The following is a 20453-nucleotide window of genomic DNA, read 5'->3' as shown; positions in this document are numbered from 1 at the left end:
CGCCTGTCTCTTCTCCCCCACGGGGAGAAGGTGGCCGCGAAGTGGCCGGATGAGGAGGCAGCGCCGACGTTGCCAATTGCCGTTTACTGACTGCGCCCGCCGAGTGCCGCCCGGACCGATGCGGTGATCTTCCGCAGCTCGGCTTCATCCAGCTTCTCGATGCTCTCGGCCAACAGGTTCGCCAGCTCGGTCGCGGCGGGGGACAGGCCCGACGTGTCGATCCTGACCCTGGGATGCGAGGTTTCGGCCAGGCGCGCGAGGTCTTCCGCGTCGTCCCAGATGATGTTGAAATAGCCGATGATCTTCTGGATCAGCGTCCAGGTCGGCGCGCCGCGCCGGCCATGCTCGAGCGCCGACAGATAGGCGGCGCTGACGCCGATGGCCTGAGCCATCGCCTTCTGGCTGACGCCGCGCTCGGCGCGCAGCGCCCGCAGCCTTTCACCGAACGGGGTCACTGTTGCGTCCTCACGGCCGGCTTCCTCATGCGCGCGTGCGCCTCAGCCGCACATAGAGCGCGCCCGAGCCGCCATGGTTGCGAGCGGCATGGTCGTGGCTGGAGACCAGGTGGCGGAAAGCCGGGGTCGACAGCCAGTGCGGCACCGAGCGCCGCAGGATGCCGTCGCCGCCCGAGGACGAGCCCTTGCCGGTGATGACCAGCACATAGCGGACGCCGCCGGCATGTGCGCGGTGCAGGAAGGTGAGCAGCAGCGAATAGGCCTCGTCCTGCGTCATGCCGTGCAGGTCGACGCGGCCTTCGATCGGCAGCCGGCCTTTTTTCAGTTTCTCGTGCGTCTGGTCGTCGAGCGCATGCGAGACATGCTGCGGCTTCGGTTTCGCGGCTGTGGCCGCAACTCCATTGACCGGCGCGGGAACCGGCACTGGCTTCGACTCGATTATCTCGGGAATCTCGACCGCGGCCTTGCCTTTCAGCGGCCGCGTCGTCCGCGCCACCAGGTTCCACAGGATGCGATCGTCCTCGCTGAGCTTGTCGTCGCGGCGGGTCACCGGCGCTCTCCATCGGTCAGAGCGCGCGGGACCAGCGCGTAGAAGTCTGCGGCGTTGCGCACGACGCCGGCGATCTCGCCGGCGTCATCGCCCGAGCCGGCGAAAAGGTCCCCTCGAGCAGGTCCGGTGATGGCCGAGCCGGTGTCCTGCGCGATCATCAGCCGCCGGAACGGTCTTTGGTCGAAGGCTGTGAGCGTCGGCGCATCGATATAGAAGGGCGTACCGAATGTGTGCAGCAGCCGGTCGACGGCGACCGAGCGGCCGGGCGTCAGCGGCACTTTGGCGGCGGCGATCGGGCCGAGCGCCGCGTCCTCGACCGGCGCCTCGCGGAAGAAGATATAGGAACGGTTCTGCCAGAGGATCTCGTCGACGCGATCCGGATGCGCCTTGAACCAAGCGCGGATCGACTGCATCGTCACTTTTTCCAGCGGGATCTCGCCGAGCTCGCTCAGGATCCTGCCGGGGCCGGTGAAGCGCTGGCCGGATTTGGCGGCATAGGTGACGCGGCAGAGCTGGCCGTCGCCCATCTTCAGCCGCGCCGCCCCCTGCACATGGATGAAGAAAGCGTCGACCTTGTCGGCGAGCCAGGCGATCTCGAGGTTCCGCCCGGAGAGCGCGCCGCGCTCGATCGCGCCGCGGTCGAAATATTCGACGGGGCCGTCCGGCGTCTGGCGCGCGAAGGCGAGATAGGGATCCATGCTGGCGGGATGGTTTTTATCATCGATGTCGATCAAATCGTCAGGGCGGGAAAGCAGCGGCACCGTGAACCGCTCCGTCCTGACAGGCGAAGCCTCGACCTCCGGCTCATAGAAACCGGTGACGAGGCCGGCGCCGCCGTTTTCCGCGGCCACCAGCGCGGGAACGAAATGGCGCTCGAAGAAGGACCGCGCCTCAGTCCGATTCGCCGGCGAAACGGAGCGCGCCTCGGCATAGGCCCCGGCAAAGGCGGTGAAATCGATGCCGAGCGAACCGGTGCGATAAGGCTTGGTCAGCACATGGAACGCACAACGCTTGAACGCCGCGAAAGCGGCGAGGTGATCGTCCTCGCCCCAGCCGGGCAGGTCGCCGAAGGATCTTTCGCTGAGTGCCGAGGACAGCGACATGACAGCCGCCACCTAGAGCCGGATGATTTCAGGTCGAATCGACCTGAAATCTGAATCCGGCTCTAAATCAAAGAGATGGAGCATGATGTCGTCCGAAAACCGCTTCACACTTTTCGGCATCATGCTCTAGGTCAGTCTTCTTCTTCGGTGGCGACGAGCTTCCAGTTCGGATCGCGCGAGCGGGTATCGCGGAAGAAAGTCCACACGTCCTTGACCTCGGCGACCTTCTCGGGGTCGCCGTCGATGACGGCGCCGACCTTGTCCCGGGTCGCCGAGATCAGCTCGCTGACGATGCGCAGCGTGATGTGCGCCTCCGTGCCCTTCATCTCGGCGGCGACGACATCGACCTTGTCGATGCCGACGAAGGAAGACTGGATCTTTTCCGATTTCGCCTCACGCTCGCCGATTGCGGCGACGAAGCTGTCATAGACCTCGCGCGACAACAGGTTCTTCAGCGTCTTGCGGTCGCCGTCGGCAAAGGCCATGACGATCATCTCATAGGCCATCTTGGCGCCGTCGACGAAGGTCTTGGGATCGAAGGACGGATCGTTGTCCTTGATTGTGCGCAGGCCTTTGTTGAGATCGGTGTCGGGCTTGGCGAAGGCGTCGATCGCGGCATAAGTCTCGGCAGCGGTTTCCCCCGGCACGCGCTTGCGCGGCAGCGACACCACATTCTCGGACTTCTGCGCCGCGTCCTGGTCGCGCGTGCGGCTTGCCGAATAGGGATCGAAAGGCGGGCGCTCGTTTCCCGTGCGACGTCCAAGCACGTTGCGCAGCTGGAAAAAGATCACAACCGCCGCAATCAAGAAGAAAATCGTGCCGAAGTCGAAGAAACCCATATCTTCCGCCAATTCGATCCCTGTCCTGGCCAGACCACCAGGCCCCTAAAATGGCGGCGGTCGCGTAGCGTTCATTACCCAAAGCATATAGAACGGCGGGCGCAATCATTCAAATCAAAGCCAGCCATACCTATCTAAAGGCTTCAGTGCCAGCGGCGATTGCCCGTGAGGCCTGCAAAAGAAGAAAGCGATCGGTCAAGACTTGCGAATTTCACTCCTCCCGCTGTTCCTGCTCCTGCTGCCGCTTCTGGAGATCGCCGGCTTCGTCATTGTCGGCCGCGAAGTAGGCGCTTTGGCGACGGTCGGACTCGTTATCCTCTCCACCATCGCCGGCAGCGGGCTGCTTCGGCACCAGGGTTTCGGGGTAATGGCGCGGGTGCGGGCGGAAATGGATGCCGGGCGCGACCCCAGCCGCCAGCTCGCGCATGGCGCGATGATCGTGCTGGCGGCGATCCTGCTGATCATTCCAGGCTTCATCACCGACATCATCGCCATCCTGCTGCTCCTGCCGCCGGTGCGGGATCTCGCCTGGCGCCTGCTGAAAAACCGCATCGTGATGGCGACCAGCTTCAGCAGCGGCTTTTCGGCCCGCCGGCGCGACAAGGTCATCGATCTCGACGACAGCGACTATTCGCGCGGCGACGATTTTACACGCGGCCCCGACCACAATTCCCCTTGGCGGCGGCTGAAAGACGACTAGGTCTTCTCAAGGGTCGCTTGATTTCCTGTCTCATGCGCGCCGTTGCCCCCGAAGCCGCTGTGCAATTTCAGGCGGCGTGCAAAACTTGTCTTGTCCTGCCGACCATGATAGCGAACCCCCGATTTCAATCCGGTCAGCAACGCTGCCCAGGCAAAAGGACAAAGGCTCATGGCCAGCAACGATGACGCCGCGGCAGGCGCCGCCAACGGCAACGGTAACCAGGCACAGCCCTCGCTCAACGTGCTCGCCCAGTATGTGAAGGACCTGTCCTTCGAAAGCCCTGGCGCGCCGAACTCGCTGCGCGGCCGCGACAAGGCTCCGGGCATCGCCATCAATGTCAACGTCAACGCCAATCCGCTCTCGGACAAGCAGTTCGACGTCAACCTGTCCTTGAACGCCAAGGCCTCCTTCGACCAGGAAGTGCTGTTCAATGTCGAGCTGGTCTATGGCGGCGTCTTCGCCATCAGCGGCTTCCCGCAGGAGCACATGCTGCCGATCCTGTTCATCGAATGCCCGCGGCTGCTCTTCCCCTTCGCCCGCCAGATCATCGCGGACGCGACCCGCAACGGCGGCTTCCCGCCGCTGATGCTCGACCCGATCGATTTCGCGCAGATGTTCCAGCAGCGGATCGCCGAGGACCAGGCTGCGGCGAAAGTCCAGGTGAGCTGAGAGGGCTACCGCAACCCTCTCGGAAGCCCGGCCTTGCGCCGGGCTTTTTGTTGGAGACGCCGGCGGGACAGCGCCCCCCTCTGCCCTGCCGGCCATCTCCCCCACAAGGGGGGAGATCGATGTCACGCCGGCTTTCGCCAATCTCCAAAGTTGCAGGAGTGAGCGGGAACGCTGAAACAGCCAATCTCCCCCCTTGTGGGGGAGATGCCCAGCAGGGCAGAGGGGGCGCGAAAGATCGCTACCTGCCCGGCTGTCCGTTCACCCCGCGGCAGCCACCTTCAGCCAAAGCGCCTTTTCGCCAAGCGAGCCGACCAGCCCGGCATGCGCGGACCGATCCGCCTCGGTGAGGCGCGCCGGCAGGGCGATCGGCCTTGCGCCGATCGAGACGTCGATGTCGGCCACCTCGCCGGCGCCGTTCACCCGCGACGCCACGGCATCGAGGACAAGGGCCGCCTGCTTGCCGCCGATGAGCTCGATATAGACCTCGGCCAGCAATTCGGAGTCGAGAAGCGCGCCGTGCTTGGTGCGGCGGGTGTTGTCGATGCCGTAGCGGCGGCAGAGCGCATCCAGCGAATTCGGGCCCATCGGATGCTTGCGGCGCGCCAGGGCGAGGGTGTCGACGATGCGGCCGGGATCGATGGCCGGATGATCGAGCCGGCTGAATTCGAGGTTGAGGAAGCCGATGTCGAAGGTGGCGTTGTGGGCGATCAGCTTGGCGCCGTCGGTGAAGGCAAACCACTCCTCGACAATTTCGGCGAAGGTCGGCCTGCCGACAAGGTCGGCGGCGCTGATGCCGTGCACGGCCTGCGCCTCGGCGTGAATCGCGCGGCCTTGCGGATTGATGAATTTGTGGAAGGTGCGGCCGGTCGGAAAGCGGTTGACCAGCTCGACGCCGCCGAGCTCGATGATGCGGTCATCGCGCAAATCGAGGCCGGTGGTTTCCGTATCGAAGATGATCTCACGCATTCGAATCAATCCACTCCAAGGGAGCAGAATCATGAACCAGAACAAAATGGCAATGGGCAATGCTGACGGCCTAACGCATGACCTCCGAAAATCGGGTTCGATTTTCAGAAAGGGATCGTGCGCAAAATCAAAGTGTTACAGAGTCCTTTGCGCGTCCAAACGGACGCGCGGCGCTGTAATGTCAGGAGCCGGCCTTGTCGGACTTTTCCCCTGAGAGTTCGGCAATGATCGCCTTGACCGCCGCACGCGCGGCCTCGAAACCCTGGCCGGTGTCGACGATGAAATCCGCCCGACGGCGCTTCTCGGCATCCGGCACCTGCTTGGCGAGGATAGCGGCGAATTTTTCTTCGCTCATGCCCGGACGCTCCAGCACGCGGGCGCGCTGGATATCGGCCGGCGCGGTGACGACCACGACCTTGTCGACGCGATCGCGGCCGCCGGTCTCGAACAGCAGCGGGATGTCGAGCACGGCGAGCGGCGCGCCGGCGGCGCGGTGCCCGGCAAGAAACGCATCGGCATCTGCGCGCACCAGCGGATGGATGATCGCCTCCAGCTTTTTCATCGCGGCTGGATCGCCGAGCACCCGCTCGGCCAGCTTCGCGCGATCGACCACGCCCGCCTTTGTCGTGCCGGGAAAGGCCGCTTCGACCAGGGGTGCTGCCTTGCCGGCATAGAGGCGATGCACGGCCTCGTCCGAATCATGCACCGGCACGCCGGCATCAGTGAACATCTTCGCCGTGGTCGACTTGCCCATGCCGATCGATCCGGTTAGGCCGAGCACGATCATGGTTTTGTCCGTCCTCAATGGGCTTCGATATCGGCGACGATCATGCGCCGCAATTCCGGCGTGACCTCCGGCCTCTTGCCGAACCAGCGCTCGAAGCAGGGTACGGCCTGATGCAGCAGCATGCCGAGGCCATCAACCGTCTTCAGGCCGCGCGCCCTGGCGGCGCCAAGCAGCGGCGTTTCCAGGGGCACATAGACGATATCGGTGACGATGGCGTGGCCGGGCAGATCAGCCGGATCGGCGGCGAGGGTTTCGTCGCCATGCATGCCAAGCGCGGTGGTGTTGATAAGCAGGCCGGCATCGGCAAGCAATTCGCCGACCGTGCCGGCGCCGTGCGCGGAAACGCCGGCCCCGAACCGATCGGCGAGTTCCTCTGCCCTCGCCAGCGTGCGGTTGACGATGCGGATGTCGCTAACGCCCCGCTGCTTCAGCGCGTGGATGATGGCGCGGGACGCGCCACCCGCGCCCAGCACGACGGCCGGACCGTTCGCCGCCCAGCCCGGCGCGTGGTCATCGAGATTGCCCGCGAACCCAAGACCGTCGGTGTTGCCACCCCACAGCACACCCTCTTCCAGCCAGAGCGTGTTGACCGCGCCGATCGCGTCGGCCGCCTCGTCGCGGCGCTCGACCAAGGCAAAGGCGGCTTCCTTGTGCGGTATGGTGACGTTGCCGCCGCAATAGCCGTTCTCACCCAGCGATTTCAGGAACGCCGCGAAATCCTCCGGCCGAACGTCGATCGCCCGGTAGCTGCCGTCGATACCGTATTTGGCCAACCAGTAGCCGTGGATCTTCGGCGAGCGCGAGTGCGCGATCGGATGGCCGGTGACAAAGGCCTTTTTCTCAGCCATCGATCGCCCCCAGCGCGCGTAGTTCCTTCAGCACCGGCAGAAGCGGCAGGCCGACGATCGTAAAATAGTCGCCTTCGATCTTCTCGAAGAGCTGGATGCCTTCGCCTTCGATCTGATAGGCGCCGACGCTTGCCAGCGCCTTGGCGCCGACGCGCGCCAGGTGCCGGCCAATGTAGGCGGGATCGAGCTTGCGCATGGTGAGGCTCGCGACTCCGACATGGCGCCATAGCACCCCGCCGTTGCGGCAGAGCACGGCGGCGCTGTTCAGCTGATGGGTCTTGCCCGACAAAGCCAGGAGATGCCTCCGCGCGCCTTCCATGTCTGCCGGCTTGTGAAAAATTTCGTCGCCGAGCGACAGCGTCTGGTCGCAGCCCAGCACCAGAGCGCCCGGCCTGCGCTCGCTGACTTCGGTCGCCTTGGCCTCTGCCAGGATCGAAGCGACATCTTCGGGAGACACGCCGCTATCCTGCAAGGGCGCCTCGAGCGCGCGCTCGTCGACATCGGCAGGCACCGCCTCGATGTCGAGCCCGGCACTGATAAGCATTGCCTTGCGGAACGGGCTGCCCGAAGCGAGGATGATTTTTTCGGCCATGATCCGGCTTAGCTCCTTGATGATCCGGCAAATGCAAGGCCTTGCCAAGGGCCGCGGTTCCATCGCTTGCCGAGTCGACCGGCATAAACATCGGAGATTGGCTGAGGCCTCCTGAACGTCGTCATCCCAGGGCGAAGCAGGAGCGAAGCTCCGTCGCGGAGACCCTGGGATCCATGCCGTGACCTTTGCCGAAGAGCGCTGCGGAGCAGAATTCTGGACCGTCGCAATGCTCGCATGTCACGGCATGGATCCTGGGGTCTGCGCCGCGTCGCTTCGCTCCTTGCTCCGCCCCAGGATGACGAGGCGATGGGCGTTTCGGCTAATCTCCAAGGCATGCGGTCCGCCGTGACTCTTCGATCCATGCGGCGGCGGTGGCAGGCCACCCCTCATCCGATTCCGGACCCCAGTTATCTGTTCTTCCCACGCAGGGCAACGATGGCCGCGGCCGTTTCCTCGATCGAGCGCCGGCTGACGTCGATCATCGGCCAGCCATGCCTGGTGCAGAGCTGGCGCGCATAGGCGAGCTCCTCGGCGATCGCGGCGCGGTCGACATAGTCGGTCGGTACATAGGCGCTGGTGTTGCCGAGGATTCGGTTCTGGCGCACATGCGATATGCGCTCGGCCGTGGCGACGAGGCCGACGATCAGCGGCGTCTTGGCGGCGATCAGGCTTTCCGGCAGCGGCACGCCGAGCACGATCGGGATGTTGGCGGTCTTGATGCCGCGGTTGGCGAGATAGATGCTGGTCGGCGTCTTCGAGGTGCGCGAGATGCCGATCAGCACGATATCGGCATCGTCCATGTTGGCCGGCAGCTGGCCGTCGTCATGCTCCATGGTGAAGTTGAGCGCATCGATGCGGCGGAAATATTCGGCGTCGAGCACATGCTGGGCGCCGACGCGGCGGCCGGCCGGCGTGCCGAGATAGGACTGGAAGACGCCGAGCACCGGCTCCAGCACCGAAACGCAGGGCAGGCCCATGGCGGCGCAGCGCTCGTCGATGCTGCGCGCGAGCTTCTGGTCGACCACCGTGTAGAGGATGATGCCGGGCTCCTCCTCGATGTCATCGAAGACCTTGGCCACCTGCTTTTCCGTGCGGATCAGCGGATAGATGTGCTCGATGGCGCGCGCATCCTTGTATTGAGCCGACGCCGCGCGGCCGGCCGCCAGCAGCGTTTCGCCGGTGGCGTCGGAAATCAGATGCAGATGGAAGAAGCTCTGGGGTTTGTTCACAAGGGTTGGTTCCAGGCTGTGGGCAGATGTGGACAAGGTTGGACAGAAAGGTCGTGACGTCGAAGGCGACTGTATCAGATGGCACCTTGTCCACAATTCGCCCCGCTGTAGGCTTGTCGGGGCGCTGGGGACAAAACCGGGGATCAATTTTTCTTGGCCGATATCATCCACAGCGCGAAGCCCGGGACAAGGAAGCCAAGCTTTTGACTCGAAAGCCGGAATCCGGATTGTCCCCAGATCCATCCTAATTGCGAACGCGACCGCGCGACAATATGCTGACTGGCCTTTTCGAGCGTCAGGCGGGACAGGTCGCAACCACCACAACCAACAGACTCTTAGAATCAGAAGACTCTTTTAAAATAGATATTTGATTTAAGAGGACCAGCGCATGACCCCGAACCGGAAGTTCGGAAAGGATCATGCGCCAGATAAAGTGCTGCAGCGTCCTTTGCGCGTCTTAGGACGCGCGGCGCTGTAGAGAGGCGGACGCCGAATGCCTGGGAAACGGATCATGCTGGACGTCCTCGAGGGCAAGGCTATCTCTCCGCCGCCGCTCTGGATGATGCGTCAGGCAGGCCGCTATCTTCCGGAATACCGCGAGACCCGGAAGCGGGCCGGATCCTTCCTCGATCTCTGCTACGATCCCGACCTTGCCGTCGAAGTGACGCTGCAGCCGATCGAGCGTTTCGGCTTCGATGCCTCGATCCTGTTCTCCGACATCCTCGTTGTGCCCAACGCGCTCGGCCGCGAAGTTCGCTTCGAAGAGGGACAGGGACCGATCCTGAAGCCGATTGTAGCGGCCGAGATTGCGGCGCTGAACGGCGAAACGTTTCACGTGAATCTCGAACCGGTCTATGAGACCGTCCGACGGCTGCGCGCGAAGCTTCCGGATGAGACGACCCTGATCGGCTTCTGCGGTGCGCCCTGGACGGTTGCGACCTATATGATCGCCGGCCATGGCACGCCGGACCAGGCGCCCGCGCGGTTTTTCGCCTATCGCGAGCCGGAGGCCTTCGCGCGCCTTTTGAAGGTATTGGCCGACCATTCGGCCGCCTATCTCATCCGACAGATCGAGGCCGGCGCCGACGTGGTGCAGATTTTCGACTCCTGGTCGGGTGTGCTCGACGAGGCTTCGTTCGACGCTTTTTGCGTCGGGCCGGTGGCCGAGATCGTCCGGCAGGTGAAGGCCGTGCATCCCAACGCACCGGTGATCGGGTTTCCGAAGGGAGCGGGCGAGCGTTATCGCGACTACAGGGAAAAGACGGGGATCACCGGCCTCGGCCTCGACTGGACCGTGCCGCTGTCGATGGCGAAGGAACTGCAGAGCGAGGGCGCGGTGCAGGGCAATCTCGATCCGCTTCGCCTGGTCGCCGGCGGCAAGGCGTTGGCCGATGGCGTCGATGCCATCCTTCGCACGCTGGGCGCTGGACCGCTGATCTTCAATCTTGGCCACGGCATCACGCCGGAAACGCCGGTGGCGCATGTCGAGGCCATGGTGAAAATGGTGAGGAGCCACCGATGACCGGCACGAGCAACGAAAACAGCACCGGCCAGGCGATGATGCGCATGACGATCGGCATCGCCGTCCTGGCCGTCCTGACCGCGCTGCTCTTCTTCGTCGCGCCCGACAGCTTCTATCCGTGGGCGAAGGCGATCCATGTCATCGCGGTCATCTCCTGGATGGCCGGCATGCTCTATCTGCCGCGGCTGTTCGTCTATCACGCCGATGCCACAAAGGGCTCGGTGCAGTCCGAAACCTTCAAGGTGATGGAGCGCCGGCTGCTGAGAGCCATCATCAATCCGGCGATGATCGTGACCTGGGTGTTCGGCCTCTGGCTCGCCTGGAAAGGCTTCGGGTTTCAAGGTGGCTGGCTGCACGCCAAGATCGCCGCGGTGTTGCTGCTTTCAGGCCTGCACGGCTATCTCGCCGGCACGGTGAGGAAATTTGCCGAGGACAAGAACGAAAAGCCGGCCAAGCACTGGCGGATTGTCAACGAGATCCCCACATTGCTGATGATCGTCATCGTCATCCTGGTCGTCGTGAAGCCGTTCTGAGGCTCGAACGGACCCCGCAAAAGGCGGCTTGCTCTTTCAGACGACCGACGATAAAAGACGGGTCTTCCTTCCCGTTAAGCGCCGCCCCTTTTTCGCTTTCGGCCGCGCCCGGCATTTGTCGCATACCAGCCGATAATTTTCCCCAAAGCCTGCCCAGAGTCCATCTAATGCAAGAAATGAAACTCGCCGAGTTCAAGAACAAGAAGCCGCCGGAGCTGATCGCTTACGCCGAATCGCTGGAGGTCGAGAACGCCAGCGTGATGCGCAAGCAGGAGCTGATGTTCGCGATCCTGAAGAAGCTCGCCGCCCAGGACATCGAGATCATCGGCGACGGCGTGGTGGAGGTGCTGCAGGACGGTTTCGGCTTCCTGCGCTCGGCCAACGCCAACTACCTGCCCGGTCCCGACGACATCTATATTTCGCCGTCGCAGATAAGGCGCTTTTCGCTGAAGACCGGCGATACGGTCGAAGGGCCGATCCGCAGCCCGAAAGAGGGCGAGCGCTATTTCGCGCTGCTCAAGGTCAACACAATCAATTTCGACGATCCGGAAAAGATCCGGCACAAGATCCACTTCGACAACCTGACGCCGCTTTATCCGACGTCGCGGCTGAAGATGGAGATCGACAATCCGACTACCAAGGACATCTCGGCGCGGGTGATCGACCTGGTTGCGCCGATCGGCAAGGGACAGCGTGCGTTGATCAACGCACAGCCGCGTACCGGCAAGACGGTTCTCATGCAGAACATCGCCCACTCGATCACCGCCAACCATCCGGAATGCTATTTGATCGTGCTTCTGATCGACGAGCGTCCGGAGGAAGTGACCGACATGCAGCGCTCGGTGAAGGGCGAGGTCGTCTCCTCGACCTTCGACGAGCCGGCCGCCCGTCACGTCCAGGTCGCGGAAATGGTCATCGAGAAGGCCAAGCGCCTGGTCGAGCATGGCCGCGATGTCGTCATCCTGCTCGATTCCATCACCCGTCTCGGCCGCGCCTACAACACCGTGGTGCCGTCATCCGGCAAGGTGCTGACCGGCGGTGTCGACGCCAACGCGCTGCAACGCCCGAAGCGCTTCTTCGGCGCGGCCCGCAACATCGAGGAAGGCGGCTCGCTCACCATCATCGCCACGGCGCTGATCGACACCGGCAGCCGCATGGACGAGGTCATCTTCGAAGAGTTCAAGGGCACGGGCAACTGCGAAATCCAACTCGACCGCAAGGTGGCCGACAAGCGCATCTACCCGGCGATGGACATCCTCAAGTCCGGCACCCGCAAGGAAGACCTGCTGGTGCCGCGCTCGGACCTGCAGAAGATCTTCGTGCTGCGCCGGATTCTCGCGCCGATGGGAACCACCGACGCGATCGAGTTCCTCATCGACAAGCTCAAGCAGACCAAGACCAACGCCGATTTCTTCGATTCGATGAATACTTAGTCCAGGGTGAGCATATCCTATCGTCCTTCGTCATCCTGGGTGCAGTTCTCCTCCGGTCCGCTGCAGTATGCGAAGGTCGCTACCCTCGCCGCAACAGCTTCTCCAACTCGCCCGGCTCCGTAACCGCCGGCAAGCAAACCTGCCCGCTGCAGAGCCAGGCGCCCGGCTTGTCCGTTGGCGGCAGCACGCCGCCCGGCAGAAGCGATCGGTTCGCTTCCGTACCGATAGGCACGAAAATGTCGACCCGTCGCGGGTCCGGATTTCGATTCGCCGCCGGAACAAGACTTGAGGACTCCGGGCTGTCTATGACGAGGAGCTTCAGCGGTTCGAGCGCTAGTGCGCAGGCGTTGACGACGCCGGCGTTGCCATAGGCCTGTTGCGCCGCGCGGCCCATGGCGTGCTCGGCGGTAGTCCAGGCTTTTTCCCAGAAATCAGGATCGCCGGTGAGCGAAGAGAGCCTCACCAGCGCTTCGACGATCTGGCCGGTGGCCGAAGGGATCGCCTCGTCGACATCGCCGCGGATGCGGATCGGAACATCGCCGCTGTCCGAAGCCGTGAGATAGTAGCCGGTCTTCTCTGCGTCCTGATGCCAGCGGTCGAGCTGGCCGATAAACTGCCTGGCATGGTCCGAATAAGCAGTTTCGCCGGTCGCCTCGAACAGCGCGATCGCCGCGTTGGTCATGGCGGCATAGTCGCTCGACAGCGCCGGAAAGAGTTTTTTCTGGCCAAGCATCGAATGTGGCAAGCGGCCGTCCTTGCCGGCAGCGGCGATGTGGGCGAAAGCCTTTGCCGCGGCCTCGATCCAGCCACGCCGCCCAAAAGAGCGGCCCACTTCCGCGAGTGCCGCGATCATCAATCCGTTCCAGTCGGTGAGCGCCTTGCCGTCGCGACCGGGCCTGAGACGCTTTTCCCTCGCTGCAAGAAGTTTCGTCTTCAGCACCGCAAGCTGGGCATAATCGGCAATGCCTTGGCTCTGTTGGGCTTCGCTCTGGCGGATGATCGGCTTGCCTTCCCAGCCATGCGGAGCGGCGAGTTCGAAATATTGGAAGAACCGGGCCGAATCGGCGCCGAGTGAGGATTCGACCTCTCCGCTGCTCCATGTGTAGAACAGCCCCTCCTCGCCTTCGCTGTCGGCGTCGAGGCTGGCGGCAAAGGCACCGCCTTCGACGCGCATCTCGCGCAGCAGCCAGGCGACAGTTTCCTCGATTCGGATCCGGAACAAATCGTTGCCCGTGGCGGCGAAGGCCCAATTGCACATGCGGATGAGCTGGGCGTTGTCGTAAAGCATCTTCTCGAAATGCGGCACCAGCCATTCGGCGTCGGTCGAATAGCGGCTGAGGCCGCCGCCGACATGATCGTAGATGCCGCCGGCGAGCATCTTTTCCAGGCTGACGAGCACGGCATCGCGGTGTGCTGTCTGACCGTCGCGCAGCCAGGACAGCCAAAGGGTCTGCATGAAAGGCGCGTTGGGGAATTTCGGCGCGCCGCGCAGGCCGCCGAGGTCGCGATCGATCATGCCGTCGATGCGGTTGCCGAGATCCGCAAGCGTCTCGCGGCCGAGCACCGCCTTGCCACAGGCGCCAGCCAGCCGCTGCTCGACATGGGCGGTCAGCCCGTCGGCGCTTTCGGCGAGACTTTGCTGCTTCTCCCGCCAGGCCTTGTCGACCGCCTCCAGCACCTGGATGAAGCCCGGGCGGCCGTAGCGGGCCTCGCGCGGAAAATAGGTGCCGCCCCAGAACGGCTTGCCGTCGGGTGTCAAGAACATGGTCAGCGGCCAGCCGCCTTGCTCGCCCATCGCATGCAGGGCCGCCATATAGATCTGGTCGATGTCGGGGCGCTCCTCGCGATCGACCTTGATATTGACGAAGAGCCGGTTCATGACGTCTGCGACGGCGTCGTTCTCGAAGCTTTCATGCGCCATGACATGGCACCAGTGGCAGGCGGCATAGCCGATCGAGAGCAGGATCGGCCGTTCGAGATCCTTCGCCTCGGCAAGCGCCCCCGGCGACCAGCCCCGCCAATGCACGGGATTGTCGCTGTGCTGTTGCAGGTAGGGGCTGGCCTCTTCGGCAAGCAGGTTTCGCGCGGGCAGGGTCACGATAGGCGGCTCGGGCTTAATCGGTTGATGAGCAAAGCAATTCCGGGAAGTGCGCAACGGCTTTCCGTCTGGAATTGCACGGAAACAAAATACGTAGGGCGGTTCGGCAGGTCGGGCAAATGGTTTCCCAGATGGCTTCCACGGATTCAATCGTAGCGCTGTCGAGCGGCCGCCTGCCCGCCGGCATCGCCGTGATCCGGATTTCTGGCCCTCAGACTCGATTCGTAGTCGAAACGATTGCAGGCGCTGTTAAGGATCGATTCACCACATTGCGCAAGCTGACGGCGCCCGACGGTTCGGTCATCGATCATGGCCTTGTGCTGTTCTTCCCCGGGCCTGGCAGCTTCACCGGCGAGGATGTCGCCGAGTTCCATATCCACGGCAGCCGCGCGGTGGCGGCGAAAATGCTGGAAACGATCACCGGCTTCGAAGGCGTCAGGCATGCCGAGCCTGGCGAGTTCACCCGACGCGCCTTCCTCAATGGCAAGCTCGACTTGGTCGAGACGGAGGCGCTGGCCGATCTCGTCAATGCCGAGACGGAAGCGCAGCGGCGCTTCGCCTTGCGCAATGCCGAAGGCGCGCAGAGTGGGCTGTATTCAACGTGGCGCCGCCGGCTGATCCATGCGCGAGCCATGATCGAAGCCGAGATCGACTTCGCCGACGAAGAAGATGTTCCGGGCTCCGTTTCGGAGACGGTCTGGGCCGACGTGGAGGCAATGATCGCGGAGATCGAGCGGCACATCCAAGGGTTCAAAGCCGCCGAGATCATTCGCGACGGTTTTGAGGTCGTCATCCTTGGCGCGCCGAATGCCGGCAAGTCCAGCCTGTTCAACGCGCTGGCCAAACGCGAGGCGGCAATCGTCACCGAGGAGCCGGGCACGACGCGCGACCTGCTCGAAGTTGTGCTGGATCTCAACGGGATGCGGGTGCGGATCGTCGATACGGCAGGCCTGCGCGAGGCCGCCGGCAAGGTGGAGACGATCGGTATCGAAAGGGCACGCGCCAAGGCCGGCGGCGCCGACCTCGTCCTGCTGCTGGAAGACATGGTCGATCCGCAGTCTGTGGGCGAGGTTCCGACCGGCGTTCCGCTGCTGCAGATCGGCACGAAGGCCGATCTCAAGGGCGCGCATAAAGGAGCCTATGATATGGTCATTTCGTCAAAGGACGGTTCCGGACTTTCCGAGCTGCTGGATGAGATTTCCAGCCGCGCCGCGGCGGCAATCGGAAACGCTGGCGATGTCCTGCCGTCCCGGTTGCGCCACGTCGAACTGCTGAAGGAAGCCAAGGACATTCTCGCAGCGGCTGTGTCGGGGCAGAGCCAGGAGCTGCGCGCCGAGGAACTGCGACTGGCAACCGATCGGCTCGGCCGGATCGTCGGAGCGGTCGATGTCGAGGACATGCTCGACGTTATCTTCTCGCAGTTCTGCATCGGTAAGTGATTCACGTGAAACATGGAGCAGGACACGACACGCCTGATTCACGTGAAACACCGGCAAGATGTGCCGGATATATGTTTCACGTGAAACGAGTCCGGTCTTCGTTCTTGACAGTGCGGGCCGTCGGGGACATGTGTCGGGCAATCTCTGAAACCGGATTCTTGAAATGACCAATCACTATGATGTGGTGGTGGTGGGCGGCGGCCATGCCGGATGCGAGGCGGCCAGTGCGGCCGCGCGCGCCGGCGCGAAGACCGCGCTGGTGACGCTGCGTTTCGGCACGATCGGCGTCATGTCCTGCAACCCGGCGATCGGCGGCCTTGGCAAAGGCCATCTCGTGCGCGAGATCGATGCCATGGACGGGCTGATGGGGCGCATAGCCGATGCTGCCGGCATCCAGTTCCGCCTGCTCAACCGCCGCAAGGGTCCCGCCGTGCGCGGGCCGCGCACCCAGGCCGATCGCAAGCTTTATCGCCTTGCCATGCAGGCCGCAATCAGCGAGCAGGCCAATCTCGACGTGGTTGAGGGCGAGGTTCTGGATCTTGAGATCGAGGACGGGCGGGTCGCGGCCGTGCTGGTTTCCGGCGACCGCCGCCTAGCCTGCGGCGCCGTGGTGCTGACCACCGGCACTTTCCTGCGCGGGCTGATCCATATCGGCGAGAAGAAGATCGTCGCCGGCCGGATGAATGAGCAGGCAAGTCACGGACTTTCAGCTACGATGGCTCGCGCCGGTTTCAAGCTCGGGCGCCTGAAGACCGGGACGCCCCCTCGCCTCGACGGCCGCACCATCGACTGGGCTTCGCTTGAAAGCCAGGCGGCGGACGAAGACCCGGTGCCCTTCTCGCTGATGACCGACCGGATCGCCAATCTGCAGATCCATTGCGGCATCACGCGTACCTCGATGGCGACGCATGAGTGGATTCGCCTCAATCTGAAGCGCTCGGCGATGTATTCCGGCTCGATCGAAGGCGTCGGGCCGCGCTATTGTCCCTCGATCGAGGACAAGATCGTCAAGTTCGGCGACCGCGAGGGACACCAGATCTTCCTCGAGCCGGAAGGCCTCGACGACGACACCGTCTATCCGAACGGCATCTCGACCTCGCTGCCGGAAGACGTCCAGCTCTACATGCTGAAGACGATTCCCGGTCTGGAAAAAGCGACCATGCTGCAGCCGGGCTATGCGATCGAATACGACCATGTCGACCCGCGCGAATTGCAGACGACGCTGGAGACCAAGCGCGTCGGCGGCCTGTTCCTGGCCGGGCAGATCAATGGCACGACCGGCTACGAAGAGGCCGGCGCGCAAGGCCTGCTTGCCGGCATCAATGCCGCGCGCAAGGCCTCAGTGAGCGAGCCCGTCGTGTTCAGCCGCACCGAAGCCTATATCGGTGTGATGGTCGACGACCTGACCAGCCGCGGCATCGCCGAGCCATACCGCATGTTCACCTCGCGCGCCGAGTTCAGGCTTTCGCTGCGCGCCGACAATGCCGACGAGCGGCTGACGCCGCTGGCCGGCAAGCTCGGGATAGCGTCGTCTGAACGCATGCAGCGGTTCGATGAGATCGCCGGCAAGCTCGACCATGCCCGCGCGCTGGCAAAAGCGGTCACCTTCACGCCGAACGAAGCGGCGCGGCATGGGCTGGAGATCAACAGGGACGGCGTGCGCCGCACGGCCTATGAACTGCTCGCGCATCCGGGTGTCGACATTGCTTGGCTGGCACGTGCCGAGCCCCGTTTCGCCGCGCTTGACGCCAAGACGGCAGAGCGGCTCGAGACGGAAGCGAGATATTCGGTCTATCTCGAGCGCCAGCAGGTCGACGTCACACAAATCAGGTATGAGGAGTCGCGGCTCATCCCGGAGACCATCGATTTCTCCGAGGTGCCCGGTCTCTCCAACGAGCTGAAGCAGAAGATGAAGGCGCGCCAGCCGCGCTCGATCGCCGATGCGCAGCGCATGGAAGGCATGACGCCGGCGGCGCTGGCCATCATTGTCGCCCATGTTCGCAACGCCGAGTTCGCCGCGCGAAGGGATGTTGCGTGAGCGCCTGGGAAGACCTGCAGAAGGCGGCGGGTCCGGTTTCACGTGAAACATTCGAGCGCCTGCAGGCCTTCGAACAGCTCTTCCTGAAATGGAACCGCAGCATCAACCTGGCGGCACCGTCGACGTTGGACGATGTCTGGCGCCGCCACATCCTGGACAGCGCCCAGCTTGCCCGAATCGCCCCCGCTGCCATGCGCTGGGTCGACCTCGGCTCGGGCGGCGGCTTTCCTGGACTGGTGCTGGGTTTCCTGCTTGCCGAGCGGCCGGGCGCCTCGATCGATCTGGTCGAAAGCAACCGCAAGAAGGCTTCCTTCCTGCAGTCCGTCATCGGCCAGTTCAACGTGCCGGCGCGGGTTCAAGCGCGGCGCATCGACGACAGCTATCTTCTTGTTTCCAAACCGGAAATCGTAACGGCCAGGGCGCTGGCGGCGCTTCCGGACCTGCTCGATCTCTCCGCGCCCTGGCTGACCAAAGGCGCACGCGGGCTTTTCCACAAAGGCCGGGATTACCGGACGGAAGTGGAAGAAAGCGCTCACCGCTGGGCCTTCGATCTGGTAGAACATCCGAGCATGACCGACGCTCACGGCGTCATCCTGGAAATCACCGATCTGCGCCCGGCGACCCGCAATGAATCACTGGCATAGACCCATGAAAACTGGACCGCGTATCATCACCGTCGCCAACCAGAAGGGCGGCGTCGGCAAGACGACCACGGCTATCAACCTGGCGACGGCGCTGGCCGCGATCGGCGAGCGCGTTTTGATCGTCGACCTCGATCCGCAGGGCAATGCCAGCACCGGCCTCGGCATCGACCGCAAGGATCGTACCGTCTCGTCCTATGACGTGCTGACCGGCGAGCTCGATCTGGAAGCGGCCGCGGTGCCGACGGCGGTGCCCGGCCTTTTGATCGTGCCTTCGACGCTCGACTTGCTCGGCATCGAGATGGAGATCGCCTCGGCGCCCGACCGCGTGCTGCGCCTGCGCAACGCGCTGCGCGCCGCAGCCGAGCGTTCGGCGCCGTTCGGCTACGTCCTGATCGACTGCCCGCCCTCGCTCAATCTTTTGACCTTGAATTCAATGGCAGCAGCCGATTCCGTTCTCGTCCCGCTGCAATGCGAGTTCTTCGCGCTGGAAGGTCTCAGCCAATTGCTGGAGACGGTCGAGCAGGTGCGCCGCACGATCAACCCGGATCTCACCATTCAGGGCATCGTGCTCACCATGTTCGACGGCCGCAACAACCTCGCCAACCAGGTGGTGCAGGATGTGCGACAGCATATGGGCGACAAGGTCTATGAGACCATCATCCCGCGCAATGTGCGCGTTTCCGAAGCGCCGTCCTACGGCAAGCCGGCGATCCTCTACGATCTCAAATGCTCGGGCAGCCAGGCCTACCTGCAGCTCGCCTCCGAAGTGATCCGGCGCGAGCGCAAGCTGCGCGCGGCCTGAGCCGCAACGCCGCCATCCCGTTAACGAATAGCCGATTCGATTCCGAAACGATCTGGACAAAATATGAGCGAAGACCAATCGAGAAAAAGACTGGGCCGTGGCCTTGCGGCGCTGATCGGCGAGATCGACCGCCCGGCCGCGCCGGAAAAGCCGAGCGCGGTCGCCGCGGACGGCAAGGTGCCGATCGAGTTCGTCAGCCCGAACCCGAAGAACCCGCGCCGGCATTTCGGCGACGCCGAGCTCACCGACCTTGCGCAGTCGATCCGCGAGCATGGCGTGGTGCAGCCGGTGGTGGCGCGGCCCTCGCCCTCGCAACCCGGCCGCTACGAGATCATCGCCGGCGAACGGCGCTGGCGTGCGGCGCAGCGTGCGGGGCTCACCGAGATCCCGCTCATCGTGCGCGACGTCAACGACCGCACGGCGCTGGAACTGGCGATCATCGAGAACGTGCAGCGCGCCGACCTCAACCCGGTCGAGGAGGCGCAAGGCTACCAGCAGCTGGTCGACGAGCATGGCTACACGCAGGCCGATCTCGGCCAGGTGATCGGCAAGAGCCGCAGCCACGTCGCCAACACGCTGCGCCTGCTCAAGCTGCCCAATGTCATCCGCGACATGCTGATCGACGGCGATTTGTCGGCCGGCCACGCCCGCACGTTGGTCACAGCCGCGGATCCGGCCGGCCTCGCAAAGCGCATCGTCAAGGAGGGTCTTTCGGTCCGCCAGGCCGAGGCGCTGGCCCAGATGCCCGCCGGTCCGACGCCGGCCAAGGCGAAATCGGCGCCGCGCGCGACCGAAAAGGATCCCGACACGCTGGCGCTGGAAAAGCTGATGACCGACACGATCGGCATGATCGTTAGCATTGAGCACAAGGGCAGGGGCGGCACGCTTCGCGTGAACTATCGGACGCTTGAGCAGCTGGATGAGCTGTGCCGGCGGTTGAAGGATGAGCGGTAGGGTGTTGAGGCAGCTTAATTTCTGCCCGATAGTGAGATTACGGTATAGGTTTGGATACGCCTGATATATCGGTGATAGACACAGAAAACGGCGTCTACCTCACGCCTCTAACACACACCTACGCGCTCCGTCAGCGATCCAATCATCGGACTTTTTGCGATTGATCGAGCGCCTGCGGCTGCTATGCCGGCCCTTTTCTTTGTGCGGCCGACGATTGGCGAAGGCCGAGGCGACGCCTGATCTCCCCCTCGA

At 63.7% G+C, this 20453-nt stretch carries 20 protein-coding genes; 10 read left to right on the top strand and 10 right to left on the bottom strand.

Translation table 11 applies throughout. The features are described from left to right. Positions 1-83 precede the first annotated feature (83 nt). From EH240_RS34715 to EH240_RS34700, 4 genes are all read right to left on the bottom strand, one after another. On the bottom strand, positions 84-455 hold the full coding sequence (locus EH240_RS34715; protein ID WP_125006875.1) for a helix-turn-helix domain-containing protein: 372 nt from the start codon (positions 453-455) through the stop codon (positions 84-86). 25 nt (positions 456-480) lie between these two features. Next, the gene (locus tag EH240_RS34710; RefSeq protein WP_125006874.1) at positions 481-1005 is read right to left on the bottom strand and encodes a Smr/MutS family protein; all 525 of its coding nucleotides are present in this window, start codon (positions 1003-1005) and stop codon (positions 481-483) included. Continuing rightward, on the bottom strand, positions 1002-2108 hold the full coding sequence (gene mltA, locus EH240_RS34705) for a murein transglycosylase A (RefSeq protein ID WP_125006873.1): 1107 nt from the start codon (positions 2106-2108) through the stop codon (positions 1002-1004). Before mltA ends, EH240_RS34710 begins: the two co-directional genes overlap by 4 nt. 131 nt (positions 2109-2239) lie before the next feature. After that, the gene (locus tag EH240_RS34700; RefSeq protein WP_125006872.1) at positions 2240-2947 is read right to left on the bottom strand and encodes a Tim44/TimA family putative adaptor protein; all 708 of its coding nucleotides are present in this window, start codon (positions 2945-2947) and stop codon (positions 2240-2242) included. 202 nt (positions 2948-3149) lie between these two features. Here EH240_RS34700 and EH240_RS34695 point away from each other — a divergent pair, with 202 nt between their 5' ends. Together EH240_RS34695 and secB are read left to right on the top strand one after the other, a co-directional pair. Continuing rightward, the gene (locus EH240_RS34695) at positions 3150-3647 is read left to right on the top strand and encodes an FxsA family protein (protein WP_125006871.1); all 498 of its coding nucleotides are present in this window, start codon (positions 3150-3152) and stop codon (positions 3645-3647) included. A 168-nt stretch (positions 3648-3815) separates the two neighbouring features. Continuing rightward, on the top strand, positions 3816-4316 hold the full coding sequence (gene secB, locus EH240_RS34690; protein ID WP_125006870.1) for a protein-export chaperone SecB: 501 nt from the start codon (positions 3816-3818) through the stop codon (positions 4314-4316). Positions 4317-4574: 258 nt separating this feature from the next. Here the strand turns inward: secB and dnaQ are convergent, their stop codons facing one another. The 5 genes from dnaQ to EH240_RS34660 all read right to left on the bottom strand — a co-directional run bounded on the left by dnaQ (position 4575) and on the right by EH240_RS34660 (position 8738). After that, positions 4575-5282, bottom strand: a complete 708-nt coding sequence (dnaQ, locus tag EH240_RS34680; RefSeq protein WP_125006869.1) for a DNA polymerase III subunit epsilon — start codon at positions 5280-5282, stop codon at positions 4575-4577. Between the two features lie 181 nt (positions 5283-5463). Continuing rightward, the gene (gene coaE / locus EH240_RS34675; RefSeq protein WP_125006868.1) at positions 5464-6069 is read right to left on the bottom strand and encodes a dephospho-CoA kinase; all 606 of its coding nucleotides are present in this window, start codon (positions 6067-6069) and stop codon (positions 5464-5466) included. Between the two features lie 14 nt (positions 6070-6083). Next, entirely contained in the window at positions 6084-6917 is an 834-nt protein-coding gene (locus tag EH240_RS34670; RefSeq protein ID WP_125006867.1) for a shikimate dehydrogenase, read from the bottom strand. Further along, positions 6910-7509, bottom strand: a complete 600-nt coding sequence (locus EH240_RS34665; RefSeq protein ID WP_125006866.1) for a Maf-like protein — start codon at positions 7507-7509, stop codon at positions 6910-6912. Before EH240_RS34665 ends, EH240_RS34670 begins: the two co-directional genes overlap by 8 nt. 407 nt (positions 7510-7916) lie before the next feature. Continuing rightward, on the bottom strand, positions 7917-8738 hold the full coding sequence (locus EH240_RS34660) for a pyruvate, water dikinase regulatory protein (RefSeq protein ID WP_125006865.1): 822 nt from the start codon (positions 8736-8738) through the stop codon (positions 7917-7919). A 493-nt stretch (positions 8739-9231) separates the two neighbouring features. Here EH240_RS34660 and hemE point away from each other — a divergent pair, with 493 nt between their 5' ends. From hemE to rho, 3 genes are all read left to right on the top strand, one after another. After that, positions 9232-10260, top strand: a complete 1029-nt coding sequence (gene hemE, locus EH240_RS34655) for a uroporphyrinogen decarboxylase (protein ID WP_125006864.1) — start codon at positions 9232-9234, stop codon at positions 10258-10260. Beyond that, positions 10257-10793: a protoporphyrinogen oxidase HemJ gene (gene hemJ / locus EH240_RS34650; RefSeq protein WP_125006863.1), complete on the top strand. Its 537-nt coding sequence runs from the start codon at positions 10257-10259 to the stop codon at positions 10791-10793. Before hemE ends, hemJ begins: the two co-directional genes overlap by 4 nt. A gap of 167 nt (positions 10794-10960) precedes the next feature. Then, complete coding sequence (gene rho, locus EH240_RS34645) at positions 10961-12226, top strand: transcription termination factor Rho (protein WP_125006862.1); 1266 nt, start codon at positions 10961-10963, stop codon at positions 12224-12226. Between the two features lie 79 nt (positions 12227-12305). On the opposite strand, the gene EH240_RS34640 is transcribed toward rho, so the two are convergent. Then, the gene (locus tag EH240_RS34640; protein ID WP_125006861.1) at positions 12306-14324 is read right to left on the bottom strand and encodes a thioredoxin domain-containing protein; all 2019 of its coding nucleotides are present in this window, start codon (positions 14322-14324) and stop codon (positions 12306-12308) included. A gap of 131 nt (positions 14325-14455) precedes the next feature. Here EH240_RS34640 and mnmE point away from each other — a divergent pair, with 131 nt between their 5' ends. The 5 genes from mnmE (at position 14456) to EH240_RS34615 (ending at position 20201) form a co-directional block, all read left to right on the top strand. Further along, on the top strand, positions 14456-15763 hold the full coding sequence (gene mnmE / locus EH240_RS34635) for a tRNA uridine-5-carboxymethylaminomethyl(34) synthesis GTPase MnmE (RefSeq protein ID WP_125006860.1): 1308 nt from the start codon (positions 14456-14458) through the stop codon (positions 15761-15763). 163 nt (positions 15764-15926) lie between these two features. Further along, positions 15927-17801 carry a tRNA uridine-5-carboxymethylaminomethyl(34) synthesis enzyme MnmG gene (gene mnmG, locus EH240_RS34630; RefSeq protein WP_125006859.1) on the top strand — a complete coding sequence of 625 codons (1875 nt, stop codon included), beginning with the start codon at positions 15927-15929 and terminating at the stop codon, positions 17799-17801. Then, positions 17798-18445: a 16S rRNA (guanine(527)-N(7))-methyltransferase RsmG gene (gene rsmG / locus EH240_RS34625; RefSeq protein ID WP_125006858.1), complete on the top strand. Its 648-nt coding sequence runs from the start codon at positions 17798-17800 to the stop codon at positions 18443-18445. The genes mnmG and rsmG overlap by 4 nt, the downstream gene beginning before the upstream one ends. Before the next feature lie 4 nt (positions 18446-18449). Continuing rightward, positions 18450-19247 carry a ParA family protein gene (locus EH240_RS34620; RefSeq protein ID WP_125006857.1) on the top strand — a complete coding sequence of 266 codons (798 nt, stop codon included), beginning with the start codon at positions 18450-18452 and terminating at the stop codon, positions 19245-19247. A gap of 63 nt (positions 19248-19310) precedes the next feature. Then, a complete protein-coding gene (locus tag EH240_RS34615) occupies positions 19311-20201 on the top strand; it encodes a ParB/RepB/Spo0J family partition protein (protein ID WP_125006856.1) in 891 nt (296 codons plus the stop codon). The last annotated feature ends 252 nt before the right edge of the window (positions 20202-20453 follow it).

The sequence above is a fragment of the Mesorhizobium tamadayense genome (genome assembly GCF_003863365.1).
Classification (GTDB): Bacteria; Pseudomonadota; Alphaproteobacteria; order Rhizobiales; family Rhizobiaceae; genus Mesorhizobium; species Mesorhizobium tamadayense.
Note: the sequence above shows the minus strand (reverse complement) of the source record. Positions and strands in the feature narration are given on the sequence as shown.

Coding starts and splice junctions, on each gene's coding strand:
- mltA (WP_125006873.1), bottom strand. CDS start 2,108: ATGTCGCTGTCCTCGGCACTCAGCGAAAGATCCTTCGGCGACCTGCCC.
- EH240_RS34700 (WP_125006872.1), bottom strand. CDS start 2,947: ATGGGTTTCTTCGACTTCGGCACGATTTTCTTCTTGATTGCGGCGGTT.
- secB (WP_125006870.1), top strand. CDS start 3,816: ATGGCCAGCAACGATGACGCCGCGGCAGGCGCCGCCAACGGCAACGGT.
- dnaQ (WP_125006869.1), bottom strand. CDS start 5,282: ATGCGTGAGATCATCTTCGATACGGAAACCACCGGCCTCGATTTGCGC.
- coaE (WP_125006868.1), bottom strand. CDS start 6,069: ATGATCGTGCTCGGCCTAACCGGATCGATCGGCATGGGCAAGTCGACC.
- EH240_RS34670 (WP_125006867.1), bottom strand. CDS start 6,917: ATGGCTGAGAAAAAGGCCTTTGTCACCGGCCATCCGATCGCGCACTCG.
- EH240_RS34665 (WP_125006866.1), bottom strand. CDS start 7,509: ATGGCCGAAAAAATCATCCTCGCTTCGGGCAGCCCGTTCCGCAAGGCA.
- hemE (WP_125006864.1), top strand. CDS start 9,232: ATGCCTGGGAAACGGATCATGCTGGACGTCCTCGAGGGCAAGGCTATC.
- hemJ (WP_125006863.1), top strand. CDS start 10,257: ATGACCGGCACGAGCAACGAAAACAGCACCGGCCAGGCGATGATGCGC.
- rho (WP_125006862.1), top strand. CDS start 10,961: ATGCAAGAAATGAAACTCGCCGAGTTCAAGAACAAGAAGCCGCCGGAG.
- mnmE (WP_125006860.1), top strand. CDS start 14,456: ATGGCTTCCACGGATTCAATCGTAGCGCTGTCGAGCGGCCGCCTGCCC.
- mnmG (WP_125006859.1), top strand. CDS start 15,927: ATGACCAATCACTATGATGTGGTGGTGGTGGGCGGCGGCCATGCCGGA.
- EH240_RS34620 (WP_125006857.1), top strand. CDS start 18,450: ATGAAAACTGGACCGCGTATCATCACCGTCGCCAACCAGAAGGGCGGC.
- EH240_RS34615 (WP_125006856.1), top strand. CDS start 19,311: ATGAGCGAAGACCAATCGAGAAAAAGACTGGGCCGTGGCCTTGCGGCG.